Below are 16,104 nucleotides of genomic sequence, written 5' to 3' on the forward strand. Positions count from 1 at the left end.
CATGTCTAAGCGCATCGACGTCAAGGACCTGAACGTCTACTACAGCAAATTCCTGGCCGTCGAAGGCGTTAACATCAACATCGACGCCAAGTCAGTCACAGCCTTCATCGGCCCCTCGGGCTGCGGAAAGTCCACTTTCCTGCGCACCCTGAACCGCATGCACGAGGTCATTCCCGGTGCGAGAGTCGAAGGTGAAGTGCTGCTGGACGGCGACAACCTGTACGGCCCCGGCGTCGACCCGGTCACGGTCCGCTCCCAGATCGGCATGGTGTTCCAGCGCCCCAACCCGTTCCCCACCATGTCCATCCGGGACAACGTGCTGGCCGGCGTGAAGCTGAACAACAAGAAGATCTCCAAGGGCGAGGCCGATGTCCTGGTGGAGCGTTCCCTGCAGGGCGCCAACCTGTGGAACGAGGTCAAGGACCGCCTCGCCAAGCCCGGCTCGGGCCTGTCCGGCGGGCAGCAGCAGCGCCTGTGCATCGCCCGCGCCATCGCCGTGGAGCCCCAGGTGATCCTCATGGACGAGCCTTGCTCCGCCTTGGATCCCATCTCCACCCTGGCCATTGAGGACCTCATCAATGAGCTCAAGGACCAGTACACCGTGGTGATCGTGACCCACAACATGCAGCAGGCGGCCCGTGTCTCGGACAAGACGGCCTTCTTCAACATTGCCGGTACCGGCAAGCCGGGCAAGCTGATCGAGTTCGGCGACACCGCGACCATCTTCAGCAACCCGACCGAGAAAGCTACCGAGGATTACGTCTCCGGCCGCTTCGGATAAGGCTGAAACGCTCCTACATTCTGGCGAGCGGCGACAGCGCTAACTGCAGGACGAACGCTGCGGCGCCAGTGGCAACCGGGGTCAGGACCCAGAACGCCAGGATGCGGATCACCAGCCGGTGGTTGGTGCCCGGGAAGCTCTGGTGGGCGCCGGCACCCAGGGCCGCCGAGGTCACCGTGTGGGTTGTCGAGATGGGCCAGTGCAGCCCGATCGCGCCCACGAGCAGGATCACCGAGCTGTACATCTGCGCCACAAATCCGCGCAGGGGGTCGATCCGGGTCAGGCGGTAGCCGATGGTATAGGAAATCCGCCAGCCCCCTGCCAGGGTCCCGGCCGCCAACATAACGGCCGTCAGCAGCGCCACCCACGCAGGGACGGAACCGCCGTCGGAGAGCCCGGCCGCCAGCAGCGCAAGGATTACCACCGCGCTGGTGCGCTGGCCGTCCTGCAGCCCGTGGCCGAAGGCAACGGCGCCGGCAGCAATGGCCTGGGCCCGCCGGGAGCGGGTGTTGACGACGTTGGGCGGCGTGTAGCGGGCGGCCCAGCTGGCCGGCCAGACCAGCAGGTACGCCCCGATGTAGGCGATCACCGGTGAGACCAGCAGCGGGAGGCCCACCTGGTACAGGAGGGAAACGTCAACGCCGGTCACCGGATGGCCCCCGACGGCGACGCTCGCGACCCCAGCCCCGGCAAGGCCGCCGACCAGGGCATGCGTGGAAGAGGCCGGGATTCCCCGCCACCACATGTAGAGGCCCCAAAGGATGGCACTGAGCAGGCCGGCCAACAGGATCGTGAGGCCGTTCGTGCCCGGCGGCAGCGACAGCCACGCCTGGCTGACGGCCAGCGCCAGGGCAGCGCTCAGCCCGGCGCCGATGAAGTTGAACAGGCTGGCCAGCAGCACTGCCACCGTGGGGGTCAGTGCCCGGGTGCGCACGGCCAGGGCAACCGACGAGGACGCGTCCCTGAAGCCGTTGAGGAAGGCGAAAGCCCCGGCGCAGAGGAGCACCAGGGCAAAGAAGAAGATCACCACGTCAGGATTCCTTGACGATGATGCTGCCTACCTGGGTGGCGACCCGGCGCATGTCCTTCGTGACGTCCACGAGTTGGTTCGCGATGTCGCGGTTGCGCGCGTACTGTGCTGACTTCATCTCGCGCAGCATGTCTGCGACCCAGACCCGGTGCGTGCGCTCGGCACGTTTTGCCAGACGCAGGATTTCGATCCAGTAGTCCTCGAGGTCGTCCAGATTGTCCAGTTGCCGCATGGCCTCGACCGTGAGTTCGGCCTGCCGGCTGATGATTTCCAGCTGGTCCGCGGCGCGTTTGGGCAGCCGTTCCAGCTTGTACAGGGACACGAGCTCGGCGGCGGCATCGAGCTTCTCGATGGCCTCGTTGAGGTACCGGGACAGCGCGTACATGTCCTCGCGGGGCAGCACGTTCACGAAACTGGTCCGCATGTGGGTCAGGAGCGCAAAGTGCAGCTCCGCCGATTTGGCCTCATGGTTGTGCATGTCCTCCACGAGCCGGGCATGCTCACTGGCCGGGGCGCCGAGAATCTCCGAGAGCGTTCCGGTTGCCAGCACGATCTGGCGCGCCATTTGGGAGAGCAGGTTCAGTCCGGCGGATTCCTGCGGGAACAGGCGCAGCTTCACAGGGTGTCACCGGTCTTCCGGGGAGAGTTTCGCGGGTTGAGTACGGCGGCCGTGTGACTTGACGGAGACCAGCGCATACGCATCACTTTACCGTTAGCTCCGGGCCGGAACGGGACGGACGCGGATATAACGGCGCAGGCCAGAACGCTGCTACGAACGCGGGCCAGAACGCAGGCAGAACGCAGGGCAGTGCTCGGGCAAGGCACGGCCCAAAAGGGCATGAAAATGGTGCCGAACCGGATACGCCTCTCGGCGGTAGGCCGCTCTAGGCGGCTAAATGTTGAAGCCCGGGGGTTTCGCGGTTCGGCACCGCTTTTAGTTTTCTACGTAGGTTCATTCAAGTCAACATTGACAGTCCGCCCCCGCCGTGCGTGCCCGCGGGCGGTGCCGGCCGGTGGCCCGCGGCTGCGCCGCGGACTGCCTGGTTGCCCGGGCGGATGCCGGGTGGCCCGCTAGTCCAGCTCGCCCAGCCGCCACGCATTGGCGGCGTGCTCAAGATCTTCCGCCGTCTTGACCAGAAGATGGGAGTTGCGGGTCAGCTTGCTGGCATGGTTCTCGTTGCTGTGCTCCGCGCCGTCGGCAAGGGTTGCCTGGCCCAAGGCCACCACCCGGCAGAACGCGGCGGATCGTTCAAGCGCGACGTCAAAGTCGCCGTCGAACGCCCCGGAGAGGATGGCGTCCGCCATTGATTTCATCTCGTCCGCGCCCGGCGGTTCGGCGGCGCCGGCCACGACGTGCGAAACCTGTGCCTTGTCTTTGCCGGCCTTGAAATACACGGAGATCCGCTCGGGATCCTGGATGGTGGCGGCCCGCAGGGCATACAGGCGCCAAAGGGCGCCGGGGAGGGACCGGGCAGGGCTTTCGGCCCACATTTCGGCGATGGCCTCAAGGCCCTGCTCGTCGGCGAGCTTCACGAGCCGCCGGGTGACTTTGGGGTCGTCGCTGTCACGGCCGCGTCGGACCAGCGCCTGGGCGGCCAGATGGGCCGCTTCCGAGATGCGCGCGGGATCGGCCCCGCCGGCAAACGGCTCGAAATCGATCGGCGCGAAGGGTTTCGGTTTGTGGTGCCGCGGTCCGGGGGCGCTTGATCCTGCTTGCTCGCTCATGCCACCACGCTACTCCAGTGCTGCCGGGGAATCGAGGATCGGCTGGCGCTGCTGCAGGGAAGGACAGACGCCGGTCCCGGGCAACGTGAAAAACCCGGCCCCGGTCTGGGGTACAGTATTAATCGTCCAGAAATGGACTGGGCTGAAACACGCCGCAGCCACGGATTTGTCCGCGGCTGCGGAATCTTTCAGCTGGGGCCTTTAGCTCAGTTGGTAGAGCATCGGACTTTTAATCCGTGGGTCGTGGGTTCGATCCCCACAGGGCCCACTCTTTTAGCGAAGAGTGGAAATCCCCGGCTTCCTGGCAACAGGAAGCCGGGGATTTTTTTGCCCTGGATCGCCCGGAGCTGGGGGTTAGTAGGAGAAGAACGCGTGTAAATGAGCGGGGTGCCGGCGGCCGTACCGCCGGCCCCCGGGCTACCTGACCCTGAGCTGCCGGACCCTGAGCTGCCGGACCCAAGGGCGGGAAGCGCGGCCAAAGGCGCCCCGCATCGGCGGGCGGCGTTGTCCGGACCGGCCTTCGACGCGGGCGCCGCTGCTTCTGCGGGGTTCCGAGGAACCCTCCCGTGCGCCGGACTGCAGCCTGCCCGGATAGTACGACAGGCTACTTATCAGTTCCGCTAGGCTTGGCGGATGGACTCCCATGGCGCCCCGGCCTCCGGGTATTGGTACGGCCCCGATGATCGGCTGGATCCGCCTGCGGCCATCCTGCAGGCCCTCCGCGACTACCGGACCTCGGAAGTGGCGACAAGGAGATCCACCCGCGACTCGATGGGGATGGGCGAGACCGACCTGCTGGCCTTGCGTTACTTGTTGCGGGCCAAATCACTCGGTGAACGGGTAGGGCCCAAGGATCTCAGCCGCGTCCTGGGGATCACTACCGCTTCCACCACCTCGCTCATCGACCGGCTCGTGGCCAGCGGGCATGTCCGGCGCGAGCCGCATCCGACCGACCGGCGCGCGCTTGTGATCGTGCCGACGGTCGCGACGGATTCCGAGGTCCGCGCCACCCTCGGCCACATGCACCGGCGGATGATGGAGGTGGCCGAGTCCATGAGCGCCGACGAGGCCCGCGTGGTCATCACGTTCCTGCGCCGGATGAGTGCGGCCATCAGCGAGGAGCGGCATTAGGTCCTGCGCTCACCCGGCCAAAATAACTAACTCGCTTAACTAGTTAGTTCATCTAGTTATATGTATGCTTACTACTTGTTTCCAGCTAACAAACGAGAGTAGGCGTCGTGACTGAATCCGCAACCCTTCCCGGGGGCGCCGGCGGCAGTCCCCTCCCGGACATGGTCCGGCCCCGGGCCTCTGCCGGTCCGGCCCCGCAGCACTGCGGCACCCCCATGGAATGGCGTTCCCCGGAGCCGGCGGCGATGTCCTCCTACTCGTTCGGGTCCGCTGATCGATCCTTGGCTCTCCCTGCCCTGTGGCGCTGCCGCTGCGGGTTCCAGCTGGACGACATCGAGCAGGGCGCCGGACCGGCATCGGCCTACTGGTACAGCCGTTGACCGCCCCCGCGACGGCCCGGCCGGGTTTGGCCGGCAGTGTTCTGCAGGCATGCCGGCCCGCTGGCGGGCAGGGCTCCTTCCTGATCCACGAACTCCTGGGCCGGGGCGCCACCGCCACCGTGTACCGCGGCACCGATCTCGCAGACAACCGCCCCGTGGCCGTCAAGGTGGCCGAGGGGCCCGATGACCGGCACGCGAGCAGGATCCGCGACGAAGCGCGGATACTGTCCAGACTGGACAACCCGGCGGTGGTTTCGTTCCTCGGGGCGGGCCGTGTCCCGGACGGACACCCGTGGGCGGGCCGTCCCTTCCTCGTGGAGGAATTTGCCTTCGGCGGGAACCTGGCAGAGCGGATCCATGCCGGGCCCCGAGACCCGGACGAGGTCGCCGGCTGGGCCGCGGCCGCTTTGTCCGGCCTCGGCCACGTGCACGCGAGCGGCATCGTCCATCAGGACATCAAGCCCGCCAACATCCTGCTCAGCTCGCTGCGCAGGTCCCCGGTGCGGATTGCGGATTTCGGTATTGCCGCCCCCGCAGGGACGGTGCTCGAGCCGGGAACGTCGACGGGTACGGTGCATTACATGAGTCCACAGCAGGCCAGCGGGGGACCGGCGGATCCTGCCACGGATGTCTATGCTTTGGGCCTGGTTCTGCTGGAATGCCTGACCGCAACCAGGGCTTTTCCGGGAACGCAGGTCGAGTCGCTGGTGGCGCGGACCCTGAGGGGGCCGGTGATTCCAAAGGGGGTGGGCCCCCGCTGGGTGTCGTTGCTGGGGGCCATGACGGCGATGGACGCCGCCGACCGGCCGACGGCAGCAGAGGCCGCCGCGACGGCTGCGGCGATGCTGCCCCGCCCTGCCCTGCCGCTGCGGGACGTGGCTGCCGGGCTATTCCTCGGTGGCCTGAAGATGACGCCTCCGGTGCGAGGACGTCAGCCCCTCAACTCTGTGGTGTGAGCCCGGCACGCGCCGGCACCAGCGCGGTTGGGGACGCTACCGTGAGCCGGCCCGCAGGGCTGCCGGCAGCCCTGATTCCGGATCCAGCGGGAACGACACGACGTCGCCGGTCCGTTCATGGGCGACGTGCAGCCAGCCGTCCCGGACCAAGTGATGCCGGGGCCAGTCGCCGCCGCTGGGCTGGCTCGGCCACCGGGCGGAGCGACGCGCCGCCGTCCTCCACCTCCAGCACGCTGACCCGGTTCGAGCCGCGCACGCCCGCATAGGCGTGCCTGCCGTCGGCCGCCAGCGCGATCTCCGCCGCTGAATCATCCGGCAGCGCGCCGCCGGCGGTGGCCGGCCCGATGGAGCCAAGCCGGAAGTCCCCGGAGGCCGGCGACATCAGAGACACGGCCACCTCGATTGAATATTCGGTCACGACAAAGACGTGCCCGCCCGGGTGCTGGACCAGGTGCCGGGGGCCGCTGCCCTCCGGCAGGACCACCTCGTGATCCAGGACCAGCCCCGGAACCGGTCCGGAGCGGACATTCCAGATCCGCAGGAGGTCGTGACCGAGGTCGGTGGTCATCACGCGGCCGTCGGCAAGCATGAGCGCGGCATGGGCGCGGCTGGGCCGCTCTCGGCCTGCGGAAGCGCCACCGGGGGAACTATCACTGGTGGAGGCATCACTGGCGGACGAACCGCCGTAGGGGTCGCGGGACGGGGCGGCGGCGGCCCGGTCCAGGATCGTGCCCTCGGCGTCGAGTCCGTAGGAGTCTCAATGATGTTGTCAAGGGATTCCTGGGTGTGTGGCTATGGGCCGGATGCTTTAACCCTCGCGACCCGACTTCAGGCGCCGAAGATCTGAGACACAAGTGGAGGTGTCGGGCGGCGCAGCCTCAATCCAGTTTTCCCTGCCAATCGACCAGGATTCTTGATCAGCGCGGACGAGGGGGTTTTAGTGTCGTGTGCACTACTCGTTTGGGGGATCGAGCTTTCGTGAAACCGGATCGCTTGTATCTGCTTCGTAGAAAGCTCGAGGATGATGAAGTCTGTCCGGCGTTCGCTTCTGTCTTTCGTTTTCCGCCCTGCTGTTGCGCCGCCGATTGGGCCGGCCGGACAAGCCCGTCCGTTGCCAGCGATACAACTGTGGCTGGCGGTCTTCCTCGCTGTCGTGGTGGGGCCGGCGGGTCCTGCAGATTGGTAAAGGTCTCCATCTACCCCCATACCCTTCGTAGGCAGCAGTGAAATACATCCTCGTTTTGCAGTGGCCCGCTACCTCGGATTCCGACTTCGACGCGCTCATCGCCATGGAGGATCGGCTCGAGGCAGACCTCCCGGATGCCCACGGCTTCGTAGACGGCCATGACTTCGGCGCCGGCGAGATGAACATTTTCGTCCACACCGACCGACCACTCGAAGCGTTTCAGGACGCGGTGAAATTGCTGAGCCCTGATTCAAGATGGGCCGGCGTACGCGCGGCCTACAGACCGGCCGATGGAGATCGCTATGTGGTCGTGTGGCCGAAGACGCTTGAAGTGTTCTCGGTGTCATGATGCAGAGAATCCGGGCCTACTTCGTGAAGTTGGTCCGAGACCGCCGAGGCCAGGGTTTGCCAGATTGAAGGGCGCTCATTCGGCTCGTCGTCGCACATACCCTTTGGCTCGTGGCTGGCTCTGGCCCCGCCTTTCCCGCATCACCGAGGGTAGACGGACTTTGTGCATATCAAGGGCGCCGCCACCGGCATCAAGGCCCTGGGAGGTGCCGGGAGAGCCTCAAAAACCGTTGAAGAGTTCGTAGACCTTGCATCAGCAAGCCGTCGAAGTCACATCCTCAATGGCGAGGTAAGGCCGAATGGGTCCTTTGGGGGAGGGCATCGACCTGGAACGGGGTTCCCGGGCAAGTCCTAGTTCCCGGCCGGCTGGTCTGATGACAAGATTATGCACGAGATCTCGGACGTCGCGACTGATCCATCCCTCATCTGGCGGCCCGGAAACCGGCCGGGCGACTTCTTCGTCAACGGAACTCGTGACGCGTCGAGATCGAGGTACTCACCCGGAACAACCAGATCTGGACCGGGTATCCCACCACTATGCCGAGGAATCCGTGATGACCCCAGAGGAGTATCTCGGTCGCGCCCGAGCGATCGTGTGGCAAGCACGGACCGGCTAAACTCGGATCCCATGCTGCGGTGGCGTTCCCAGCAGCCGTCTGGGTCGCCAGTCCCGAAGCAGAGAACTTCACCCTGTGTGGCGAAGCCTGGGCTATCGTTTCCGGTGGTTCGCTCCCTGAAGCCAAACACGGGTCTCGCTATCCTGATCTCGTGATGAGTCGTGGCGATCAGCAGATTGCAGTCCAAGTGGGGCGTACGACCAAGGGTGGAATACCGGTCGCCCGCGAACGTCGTGCGATGGACGACCTTCGATCGACGGGAGACTTCAACCACGTCTTCTTCCTCAGGTACGAACCATGACAAGTGGATCGCTGGCTTCCCCTGAAAGTGGCATCGCGATGGTCGGGGCCTCACGGCCGAGGTCGAAGGCCTTACCGCGGACTCAATGGAGCGCGCGATTGGGGCATTGCCGCAAGAGTGGGCGCCCTACCGTCTACTGGGCGTTACCAAGCTGAAGGAAGGCAAACATTACGTCGAGGCGGTTCGGGTCGTTGAAGCAGGACAGTTGGATGAGAGAAGAGCCACCGATGGCCAGTGGTACTACTTCTTGTGGAGCCCGTCGCTTACACCGGAACTGGTCGAGCCACTTGAGTCGGAGTACGTCGACAGCCGTGCGGCCGGCGTACTCTCGCTCAGCGGCCTGATCAACATCCAGTACCGGCACCAGTTCAGGGAACGAGAGGAACCCACACGGGTCGGCTGTGTTCCTAAGATCCGTTCCGACGAAGGCGAATTGGTGCAGCACGAGGAATACGAGAAGGTGTATCGCTCACTCCTTCGTTCACTCCGAAAAACCACCACGTGAGCGTTTCGGCTGACACCCAGCCGAAATCGGCGGGCTTCCCGGTGCGCTGATGGACGCTGCCTGCGCGCGTTTGCGCCGATCTTGGGGAACCCGAGTGCAACCTTCGACCATGCCCTCGGAACAGATCATCCAGCAACCCTCCGCGCTGCTCACGCTCCTTGCGAGCGGGTAAAGGACGTCGCGGGCGAGCAGGTCCGCGCAGAACCGGCCCCGCCCTCACATCATCGGGGTGGTGGGGACCGCCTGGCCGTTCATATCGATGACCTGCCCGTGACGTGTCGGGGTTCAAACCCGATTCCGAGCTTCAGCCGGCGTGGTCAGGCAGCCACAGGCGGCATCCGTGCGGGGACTGGGGTGTAGGTGGTGCCGTCGCGGAGCATGGCCCAGAGGACGTTGAGCCGGCGCCGGGCCAGGGAGAGCATGGCCTGGAGGTGGGTTTTTCCTTGGGTGCGTTTTCGGTCGTAGTAGGTCCGGGAGGCGGGGCAGCTTTTCAGGGCCGAGAGCCCGGCGAGGTAGAAGACCCGCAGCAGCCGCCTGTCGTAGCGGCGGGGGGTGGTGGTTACTCGTGATCCTGCCGGAGTCCCTGGGGGCGGGGGCGAGTCCGGCGACGCCGGCGAACCGGTCCGCGGACTCGAAGACTGTGAGGTCCCCGCCGGTGGCGCCAAGGAATTCGAGCAGTTGGGCCTGCAGCCGGTTGATCGCCCGGACCCGGTCCGCGGATTTGTCGGCCCGGCGTGCGGTCAGGAGCCGCAGCCCGCAGCGGCTGCAGGTCACGGCGCATCCTGGCCTGGTCGGCGATCACGAACGCGTCTTTGGCATCCGTTTTGCCGTCGCCGCGGTAGAGGTTGGAGGCGTGGTGCACGGTCCGGCCGGGAATATAAAGGAGGGTCTGGCCGTGGGCGACGAGCATCGCGATCAGCAGTCCCGGTCCCACGTGGTTCAGGTCCGTAGCCCACACTACCGGGTCCCCGCCGGCTAACTCGAGGACGCCGGCCAAAAGCTGGAGCAGGGCCGGTTCATCGTTGGGGATTTTCTGTGAGAGGAGCCGGTTTCCGTCCGCGTCGATCACGACGCAGTGATGATGGGCTTTGCCGGCGTCAATGCCGGCCCATAGGTGCACCAAGAACAGCCTCCAGTTCGTTGGATGGGAAGGGCCCAGCAGATAACCGCGCCGTCGTGTCCTTATCCGGCGATCATGTCGCGTCTCTCAATCAGCGGTCGGGTCATCGCGGGGCGGCGGGCGGCCAATCCTCCGGAGCCGTCACGACGTGAGTCGTCCGGCCACAGCAACAAAGCCATACCCGCCTCCCCCGGGTAGCCACGACCCTACAACGGCCGTGGAACTGCACCCGTCAACACCATAAGGACAGCACCCAAAAGACGTCATAGACAAGACAGGACCAGGGCAGGCCGGAGCCCTGCGACGGACAGCACTGGACCCAACAGCCGGCCGCGCCAGCGGACGCCCCAACGGGTGCGAGCCCTGCGAGCACGCCCCTCTGTCTTGGCCGGTAAGTCTGCAGTAATCCCTGGGGCGTCGGGGCTAGCAAGGCCAGCGACGACCCATTGCCGCAATAGATGAAGTATGCTTCACTAATTGTGTGGAGGGGAGTATCCCCCGAATGTCCCGTCGTCAGTACGGCCGACCCTGAGCGGTCCGGCGGGGCAGGTCCCTCGGGACCGGGAAAGACCTCCAGTTGGTTTGAACTGACTGGAAGCGGGTACTCCCTGATGAATGTTCCTTTTTGGGTCTGGCTGGCCGTTCTTGCCTTTATTGTCCTGATGCTTGCCGTGGACCTGTTCGCGCACCGCAAAGCGCACGTCATCCGTGTCCGGGAAGCCGCGCTCTGGTCCGCCGTCTGGGTCGCCTTCGGTGTTGGCTTCGGCGTCCTGATATGGCAGGTCTATGGTGCGGAGTTTGGCCAGCAGTACTTCGCCGGATACCTGATCGAGAAGTCCCTCGCAGTGGACAACGTGTTTATCTGGGCGATCATCTTCACGTACTTTGCCGTCCCCCGCGAATACCAGCACCGGGTCCTGTTCTTCGGGGTCCTGGGCGCCCTGATCTTCCGGGGCGTCTTTATCGCGGCGGGCTCCGCGATCATTGCCAGTGCCGGGTGGGTGCTGTACATCTTCGCGGCGTTCCTGCTCATCACCGGCTACCGGATGATCCGCCACCGCAACGACCATCTCGACCCGGAAAAGTCCCGGGCGCTGAGACTCTTCCGCCGGCGCGTGCCCATGACTGACGACTTCCACGGCCAGCGGTTCCTGATCCGCAAAAACGGCATCTTGCTGGCCACCCCGCTGCTCGCGGTGCTGGTCCTCATCGAGGTCACGGACATCATCTTCGCCGTGGACTCCATCCCCGCGATCTTCGCCGTCACCGACGAAGTCTTCCTGGTCTTCACCGCCAACGCCTTCGCCATCCTGGGCCTGCGGGCCATGTACTTCCTGCTCGCTGACCTGATCCACCGCTTCATCTACCTCAAGATCGGACTCGCGCTCGTCATGATCTGGGTCGGCATCAAAATGCTCCTCAAAATCGACGTCTACTACATCCCCACCCCGCTGTCCCTGGCCGTCATCGCCACTATCCTCGCCGTGTCCATCGGCGTCAGTCTCTGGGTCACCCGCGGCCAGGAACGCAAAGCTCCCGAGGGGCCGGCGCACTCCCCCTTCGGAACCGCCTCGCCCGAGGAGATCGCCACCCTGGAACCACTATGGGGCACACGCCGTGGCACGAAAGCCCCCTCACCACCCCAACAGGGCGACGCCGGGAAATCAGACGCGGCCCCGCACTCACCCGCAAAGGGTGACGCGCATGAAAGATGAACCGGTCCGCCCGGTGGCGGCACTGATACTTGACGGGGCAGGGGCCCCTGAGACTGCGCGGCGCGCAGCGGCGCTGGCCAGAATGGAGGGCAGGCCCCTGATACTCCTGGTGCCCGTGGAACGGACCGGATTCAGCCTCAGCCCCCTCACCCACCGGCTCGCAGCCATACGGCAGACTGCAGACGCAGAGGCGATCGCTGCCCGGGTCCGGGCGGTGCTCGAAAGTACCGCCAGCGATTTCCAAGTCCGGGCGGTTCCCTGTCTTTTCACACAAGCAGGGACCACCGGTGGCGTCTCGCTGAAAAGCATCAAGGCCGCCGCACGGCGAATCCGCGCTTTCATCCTCGTAACTCCAATCAGGCAAGATGGTGGAACGATCATCACGAAGACGCAGCGCCTGCGTCCCGACAGGCATGCGGGCGCCATCGCAGACGCCAGCGAGGAGAAACCATGACAATCCCGCCGCCGGGTCCGGAAAGTGGCCGGCACCCACCGCTTCCTGCAGCGCCGCCAACACCTTCGCGCCCAACATGGACCTTTCTCACGAACCACGGCCACGTCCTTCTGGCGGTGGCAACAGACCCAGACGCCCGCGTGAAAGACATCGCTGAGAAGGTCGGGATCACACCACGATCGACCCTGCAAATCCTCAAGGATCTCGAAGCCGGCGGATACCTGCACCGCAGCCGGGACGGACGACGAACCCGCTACGTCATAGAACCCCACCAGCACTTCCGGCACCCCGCCACAGCAACCAGGGAAGTCGACGGACTGATCAGCCTCTTCGCAGCCCGCCCGCCCTCAACCGCGGCGGAGCCACCCCAGGACATTAGTTCACCCCCACCGTAAGACCGCCCCCGGAAACGGTATCCCGCAACCTAATTTCGCGGATTCGAATGATCACATTCACCGGCCTGTAGCCGCTTGTCAGGCTGCCAGCCGGGCTGTCGAGACCGGGACCGGGGTGTAGGTGGTGCCGTCGCGGAGCATGGCCCGGAGGACGTTGAGCCGGCGCCGGGCCAGGGAGAGCATGGCCTGGAGGTGGGTCTTGCCTTCGGCGTGTTTTCGGTCGTAGTAGGTCCGGGAGGCGGGGCAGCTTTTCAGGGCCGAGAGCTCGGCGAGGTAGAAGACCCGCAGCAGCCGCCTGTCGTAGCGGCGGGGGCGGTGGTGGTTACTCGTGATCCTCCCGGAGTCCCTGGGGGCGGGGGCGAGTCCGGCGACGCCGGCGAACCGGTCCGCGGACTCGAAGACTGTGAGGTCCCCGCCGGTGGCGCCAAGGAATTCGGCGGCGAGGACGGGGCCGAACCCTGGCATGCTCAACAACACGTCGGTGTGCCGGTGCTCGGTGACCTTCTCGCTGATCAGCGCATCGAGTGCGGCGAGTTCCTCGTTCAGGGCAAGGATTTCCCGGGCGAGGGCGGCGACGATCCCTCCCCGAGGTGCTGGGCCGGGACGGTGGTGTGCTGGGATTTCGCCGCCTCCACGGCGGCAGTAGCGACGGCCGCCGAGGAGCGGGCGCCGTGTTTCTTCAGCCAGGCGTGCAGCCTGGCCTGCCCGGTGCGGCGTATCCCGTCCGGGATGCGGTGTTTGGTCAGCAGCAACAGTGCGGCTTTGGAGCGGCTGTAGTCAAAGGCCCGCTCCAGCGCGGGGAAGTATTCGAGCAGTTGGGCCTGCAGGCGGTTGATCGCCCGGACCCGGTCGGCGGATTTGTCGGCCCGGCGGGCGGTGAGGATCCGCAGTACGGTGCTGATCTCGTCCCCTGCGCGCAGGGGCTGGAGGTCTTTGCGCATCCGGGCCTGGTCGGCGATGACGGCGGCGTCTTTCGCGTCCGTTTTGCCGTCTCCGCGGTAGAGCTTGGAGGCGTGGTGCACGGTCCGTGGGCGACGAGCAGGGCGATCAGCAGCGCCGGTCCGCCGTGGTTCAGGTCCGTCGCCCAGAGGACCTCGTCCCCGGCCCCGAGTTTGAGGACGGTGGCGATGAGCTCGAGCAGGGCCGGTTCGTCGTTGGGCAAAGACTCCATGGTGACATCCTGCCAGCCGGGGACCGGAAAGACGTGGCTACCGCCGTAGCGCAGCGTCCTAACAACATCCGGCCGGACCGCCGCCCCATGGCCGGCCACAGTTCGGTTGACCACAGCGCGTCCGACCACAGCGCGGCGTTCAGCCTTCGGTAGCATGGGGAATCCGAGCAATTGCGGCAGAGGGAGGTGGGTCCGATTCACGCAAGTCCAGACCGGGTGCCCTCCCGGCGCTGCCGGCCTGCCGGCCGCTGCTAGATCCCTGTGAGGGCGTCTGACCCCAGACCGAAAGGCGCTCCCATGCCAGTAATCCCTCAGCAGTTCCCGCACGAAACCCTCACAGTCCGGCTCCGGGCCGCCGGGTGCGTGTTCGCCGAAGACGAAGCCCGCCTGCTCATCGCCGCCGCCCCGACGCCTGAGGCGCTCGAAGCGATGGTCAGCCGAAGGGTCGCCGGCCTGCCCCTTGAACACATTCTGGGCTGGGCGGAATTCTGCGGACTCCGCATCGCCGTCGACGCCGGCGTGTTCGTGCCGCGGCGCCGGACGGAGTTCCTCGTCCGGCAGGCAGCGGCCCGCCTGAATGCATGGCGCCTGCATGCGGGGCGGCTGGAATCGGCCGGCCCGGGGCGCCGGTCCCCGGTCGTGATCGATCTCTGCTGCGGGTCCGGTGCCGTTGGCGCCGCGGTGGCCGCGCTCGCCGGCCCTGTCGAGCTCCACTGCGCCGACATAGATCCCGCAGCCGCGGCGTGTGCGCGCACCAACGTCCTGCCGCTGCGCGGCGAGGTCCACGAAGGAGATCTCTACACTCCGCTCCCGGCGGAACTCCGGGGCCGGGTCCGGGTGCTGGCCGTAAATGCCCCCTACGTTCCGTCGGCGGACATCGAAACCATGCCGCAAGAGGCGCGCCTGCATGAGCCGCGCGCCTGCCTCGACGGCGGTGCCGACGGGCTGGAGGTGCAGCGCCGGGTCGCCGCGGAGGCGCGGCAATGGCTGGCGCCGGGCGGCCACGTGCTGATTGAGACCAGCCGCCGGCAGGCCGCCCGGACAGCCCGTATTTTTCGCCGGCACGGACTGGCGGCCCGCGTACTGCGCTCCGAGGAACTGGGCGCTACGGTGGTGGCCGGCGAACTCCCGCCTTCCGGCTGAGAGCTCCTACGGCCGCCCCTTACATTTTTCCTAACCCATGACGCTGCAGCGGTCCTGCAGGCGGATCAGGGCCGCTTGTCCGCCTCGACACTGGTGGCGGGGCCGGCGGGGGTGGCGCCGCCTTCGTCCGACCAGTCCTGTCCGTCCTGGTCGGTGAGTGCCGGGTCGGAGGAGACATCGGGGACCACCGGGATGGACGTCTTTGATGAGATTCCGCCGGAGGCGCCCGCGGCGTCACCCCCGGTCTTGTTCCCGGCTCTGTTCCCGGTCTGGTTATCCCGACCGCCATCGCGGTGGACGGCAGAGCCAATGACCGTGCCCGCGCGGCGGGCGGCCTCGCCGAGCTGTTCGGAGACCTCCGGGGCCTTGTCCTTGACCGCATCGGCGGCCGCGGTGAGCTTGTCCTGGACCGGCTGGCTGTGCCAGAAGCCGGCGGTCCGGGACTTGAGCTTTTCGTAGGCTTCGCGGCCAGACCGTGAGCCCAGGACGTAGCCTGCGGCCAGTCCGGCGCCGAAAAGAAGTTTGCCCTTCATGGTGTGCTCCTGTTCCTTGAAGACGTGCCTGAAAAGACGTGCTGAAAAGACGTGCCTGAAAAGACGATGCCGAAGCGGACTCGCCCGACCGCGGCCGGGGACGGAATTCGCGGCCGTGGTGGCACCGCTGCCGGTCTAAATTATGCGAAAAAACCGGCCCCGGGAAATACCCGGGACCGGTTTCCGGTCAGCTCCGCTTTAGCGGGCCGAACGCTTGGCGATCATGCCGTAAACAAGCAGGACGATGATCGCACCGCCGATGGCCAGAAGCCAGGTCGACAGCGAGAAGAACTCGTTGATGCCCACACCGAACAGTGCACCGCCGATGAATCCGCCCAGCAGGGCGCCGACGACACCCAGGACCAGAGTGATCAGGAGGCCACCGCCCTGACGGCCCGGGAGGATTGCCTTAGCGATTGCTCCGGCGATGAGGCCCAGAATCAGAAATGCGAAAAAACCCATTTTATCGTTCCTTCTTCTTTCATTGAGGAGGCACCCGGATCGCCAGGTGCGCTTCATCCTTCTGCCCTAATACTAATCATGCTTAGTATCAAAGGGCCACCCGGCCCTCTGCGGGCTTCGGCGGAAAGCGGCTAAAACAGTCGGATTTCTC

At 66.0% G+C, this 16,104-nt stretch carries 16 protein-coding genes, 1 tRNA gene and 2 pseudogenes; 11 read left to right on the forward strand and 8 right to left on the reverse strand.

Annotated elements, in window-relative coordinates:
• Nucleotide 1: 1 nt before the first annotated feature.
• Nucleotides 2–781: a phosphate ABC transporter ATP-binding protein PstB gene (pstB, locus tag LDO15_RS01495; protein WP_223983269.1), complete on the forward strand. Its 780-nt coding sequence runs from the start codon at nt 2–4 to the stop codon at nt 779–781.
• Between the two features lie 13 nt (nt 782–794).
• On the opposite strand, the gene LDO15_RS01500 is transcribed toward pstB, so the two are convergent.
• The 3 genes from LDO15_RS01500 to LDO15_RS01510 form a co-directional block, all read right to left on the reverse strand.
• Complete coding sequence (locus LDO15_RS01500; RefSeq protein ID WP_223983271.1) at nt 795–1,811, reverse strand: inorganic phosphate transporter; 1,017 nt, start codon at nt 1,809–1,811, stop codon at nt 795–797.
• Nucleotide 1,812: 1 nt separating this feature from the next.
• Nucleotides 1,813–2,430 carry a nuclease PIN gene (locus LDO15_RS01505; protein WP_223983273.1) on the reverse strand — a complete coding sequence of 206 codons (618 nt, stop codon included), beginning with the start codon at nt 2,428–2,430 and terminating at the stop codon, nt 1,813–1,815.
• 452 nt (nt 2,431–2,882) lie between these two features.
• Nucleotides 2,883–3,536: a hypothetical protein gene (locus LDO15_RS01510; RefSeq protein WP_223983275.1), complete on the reverse strand. Its 654-nt coding sequence runs from the start codon at nt 3,534–3,536 to the stop codon at nt 2,883–2,885.
• A 195-nt stretch (nt 3,537–3,731) separates the two neighbouring features.
• On the opposite strand from LDO15_RS01510, the gene LDO15_RS01515 reads away from it, so the two are divergent.
• The 4 genes from LDO15_RS01515 to LDO15_RS01530 all read left to right on the forward strand — a co-directional run bounded on the left by LDO15_RS01515 (nt 3,732) and on the right by LDO15_RS01530 (nt 6,003).
• Nucleotides 3,732–3,804: transfer RNA gene (locus LDO15_RS01515), tRNA-Lys, on the forward strand.
• Nucleotides 3,805–4,169: 365 nt separating this feature from the next.
• A complete protein-coding gene (locus tag LDO15_RS01520) occupies nt 4,170–4,667 on the forward strand; it encodes a MarR family transcriptional regulator (RefSeq protein ID WP_223983278.1) in 498 nt (165 codons plus the stop codon).
• Nucleotides 4,668–4,774: 107 nt separating this feature from the next.
• A complete protein-coding gene (locus tag LDO15_RS01525) occupies nt 4,775–5,047 on the forward strand; it encodes a hypothetical protein (protein WP_223983281.1) in 273 nt (90 codons plus the stop codon).
• Nucleotides 5,044–6,003, forward strand: a complete 960-nt coding sequence (locus LDO15_RS01530; protein ID WP_223983283.1) for a serine/threonine-protein kinase — start codon at nt 5,044–5,046, stop codon at nt 6,001–6,003. The genes LDO15_RS01525 and LDO15_RS01530 overlap by 4 nt, the downstream gene beginning before the upstream one ends.
• Nucleotides 6,004–6,118: 115 nt before the next feature.
• Here the strand turns inward: LDO15_RS01530 and LDO15_RS01535 are convergent, their stop codons facing one another.
• Nucleotides 6,119–6,730: a beta-propeller fold lactonase family protein gene (locus tag LDO15_RS01535; RefSeq protein ID WP_346656000.1), complete on the reverse strand. Its 612-nt coding sequence runs from the start codon at nt 6,728–6,730 to the stop codon at nt 6,119–6,121.
• Nucleotides 6,731–7,226: 496 nt separating this feature from the next.
• Between LDO15_RS01535 and LDO15_RS01540 the strand changes: the two genes are divergently transcribed.
• Complete coding sequence (locus LDO15_RS01540) at nt 7,227–7,538, forward strand: hypothetical protein (protein ID WP_223983286.1); 312 nt, start codon at nt 7,227–7,229, stop codon at nt 7,536–7,538.
• A gap of 1,002 nt (nt 7,539–8,540) precedes the next feature.
• Nucleotides 8,541–8,960: a hypothetical protein gene (locus LDO15_RS01545; RefSeq protein ID WP_223983288.1), complete on the forward strand. Its 420-nt coding sequence runs from the start codon at nt 8,541–8,543 to the stop codon at nt 8,958–8,960.
• A gap of 317 nt (nt 8,961–9,277) precedes the next feature.
• Here the strand turns inward: LDO15_RS01545 and LDO15_RS01550 are convergent.
• Nucleotides 9,278–10,083, reverse strand: a pseudogene (locus LDO15_RS01550) (transposase).
• Between the two features lie 608 nt (nt 10,084–10,691).
• On the opposite strand from LDO15_RS01550, the gene LDO15_RS01555 reads away from it, so the two are divergent.
• From LDO15_RS01555 to LDO15_RS23495, 3 genes are all read left to right on the forward strand, one after another.
• Nucleotides 10,692–11,795, forward strand: a complete 1,104-nt coding sequence (locus LDO15_RS01555; RefSeq protein WP_223983291.1) for a TerC family protein — start codon at nt 10,692–10,694, stop codon at nt 11,793–11,795.
• Nucleotides 11,796–11,910: 115 nt separating this feature from the next.
• Complete coding sequence (locus LDO15_RS01560) at nt 11,911–12,249, forward strand: hypothetical protein (protein ID WP_223983294.1); 339 nt, start codon at nt 11,911–11,913, stop codon at nt 12,247–12,249.
• Between the two features lie 140 nt (nt 12,250–12,389).
• Nucleotides 12,390–12,644, forward strand: coding sequence for a winged helix-turn-helix domain-containing protein (locus tag LDO15_RS23495; RefSeq protein WP_346655978.1), 255 nt, complete (start codon nt 12,390–12,392; stop codon nt 12,642–12,644).
• 78 nt (nt 12,645–12,722) lie between these two features.
• Here LDO15_RS23495 and LDO15_RS01570 read toward each other — a convergent pair.
• Nucleotides 12,723–13,812 (reverse strand): annotated as a pseudogene (locus tag LDO15_RS01570) (IS110 family transposase); the annotation flags it as partial.
• A gap of 300 nt (nt 13,813–14,112) precedes the next feature.
• Here LDO15_RS01570 and LDO15_RS01575 point away from each other — a divergent pair.
• Nucleotides 14,113–14,958 (forward strand): putative protein N(5)-glutamine methyltransferase, encoded by an 846-nt coding sequence (locus tag LDO15_RS01575; RefSeq protein ID WP_223983299.1) that lies wholly within the window; start codon nt 14,113–14,115, stop codon nt 14,956–14,958.
• Nucleotides 14,959–15,023: 65 nt separating this feature from the next.
• On the opposite strand, the gene LDO15_RS01580 is transcribed toward LDO15_RS01575, so the two are convergent.
• Together LDO15_RS01580 and LDO15_RS01585 are read right to left on the reverse strand one after the other, a co-directional pair.
• On the reverse strand, nt 15,024–15,491 hold the full coding sequence (locus LDO15_RS01580) for a hypothetical protein (RefSeq protein WP_223983302.1): 468 nt from the start codon (nt 15,489–15,491) through the stop codon (nt 15,024–15,026).
• A gap of 198 nt (nt 15,492–15,689) precedes the next feature.
• Nucleotides 15,690–15,953 carry a GlsB/YeaQ/YmgE family stress response membrane protein gene (locus tag LDO15_RS01585; RefSeq protein ID WP_223983305.1) on the reverse strand — a complete coding sequence of 88 codons (264 nt, stop codon included), beginning with the start codon at nt 15,951–15,953 and terminating at the stop codon, nt 15,690–15,692.
• Nucleotides 15,954–16,104: the final 151 nt, after the last annotated feature.

Source organism: Arthrobacter sp. NicSoilB8, from assembly GCF_019977355.1.
Classification (GTDB): Bacteria; Actinomycetota; Actinomycetes; order Actinomycetales; family Micrococcaceae; genus Arthrobacter.

What these genes read in the sequence shown, in the direction of transcription:
- LDO15_RS01555 (WP_223983291.1), top strand. Translation starts at nt 10,692, where the DNA reads ATGAATGTTCCTTTTTGGGTCTGGCTGGCCGTTCTTGCCTTTATTGTC.
- LDO15_RS01580 (WP_223983302.1), bottom strand. Translation starts at nt 15,491, where the DNA reads ATGAAGGGCAAACTTCTTTTCGGCGCCGGACTGGCCGCAGGCTACGTC.
- LDO15_RS01585 (WP_223983305.1), bottom strand. Translation starts at nt 15,953, where the DNA reads ATGGGTTTTTTCGCATTTCTGATTCTGGGCCTCATCGCCGGAGCAATC.
- LDO15_RS01520 (WP_223983278.1), top strand. Translation starts at nt 4,170, where the DNA reads ATGGACTCCCATGGCGCCCCGGCCTCCGGGTATTGGTACGGCCCCGAT.
- LDO15_RS01510 (WP_223983275.1), bottom strand. Translation starts at nt 3,536, where the DNA reads ATGAGCGAGCAAGCAGGATCAAGCGCCCCCGGACCGCGGCACCACAAA.
- LDO15_RS01545 (WP_223983288.1), top strand. Translation starts at nt 8,541, where the DNA reads ATGGAGCGCGCGATTGGGGCATTGCCGCAAGAGTGGGCGCCCTACCGT.
- pstB (WP_223983269.1), top strand. Translation starts at nt 2, where the DNA reads ATGTCTAAGCGCATCGACGTCAAGGACCTGAACGTCTACTACAGCAAA.
- LDO15_RS01575 (WP_223983299.1), top strand. Translation starts at nt 14,113, where the DNA reads ATGCCAGTAATCCCTCAGCAGTTCCCGCACGAAACCCTCACAGTCCGG.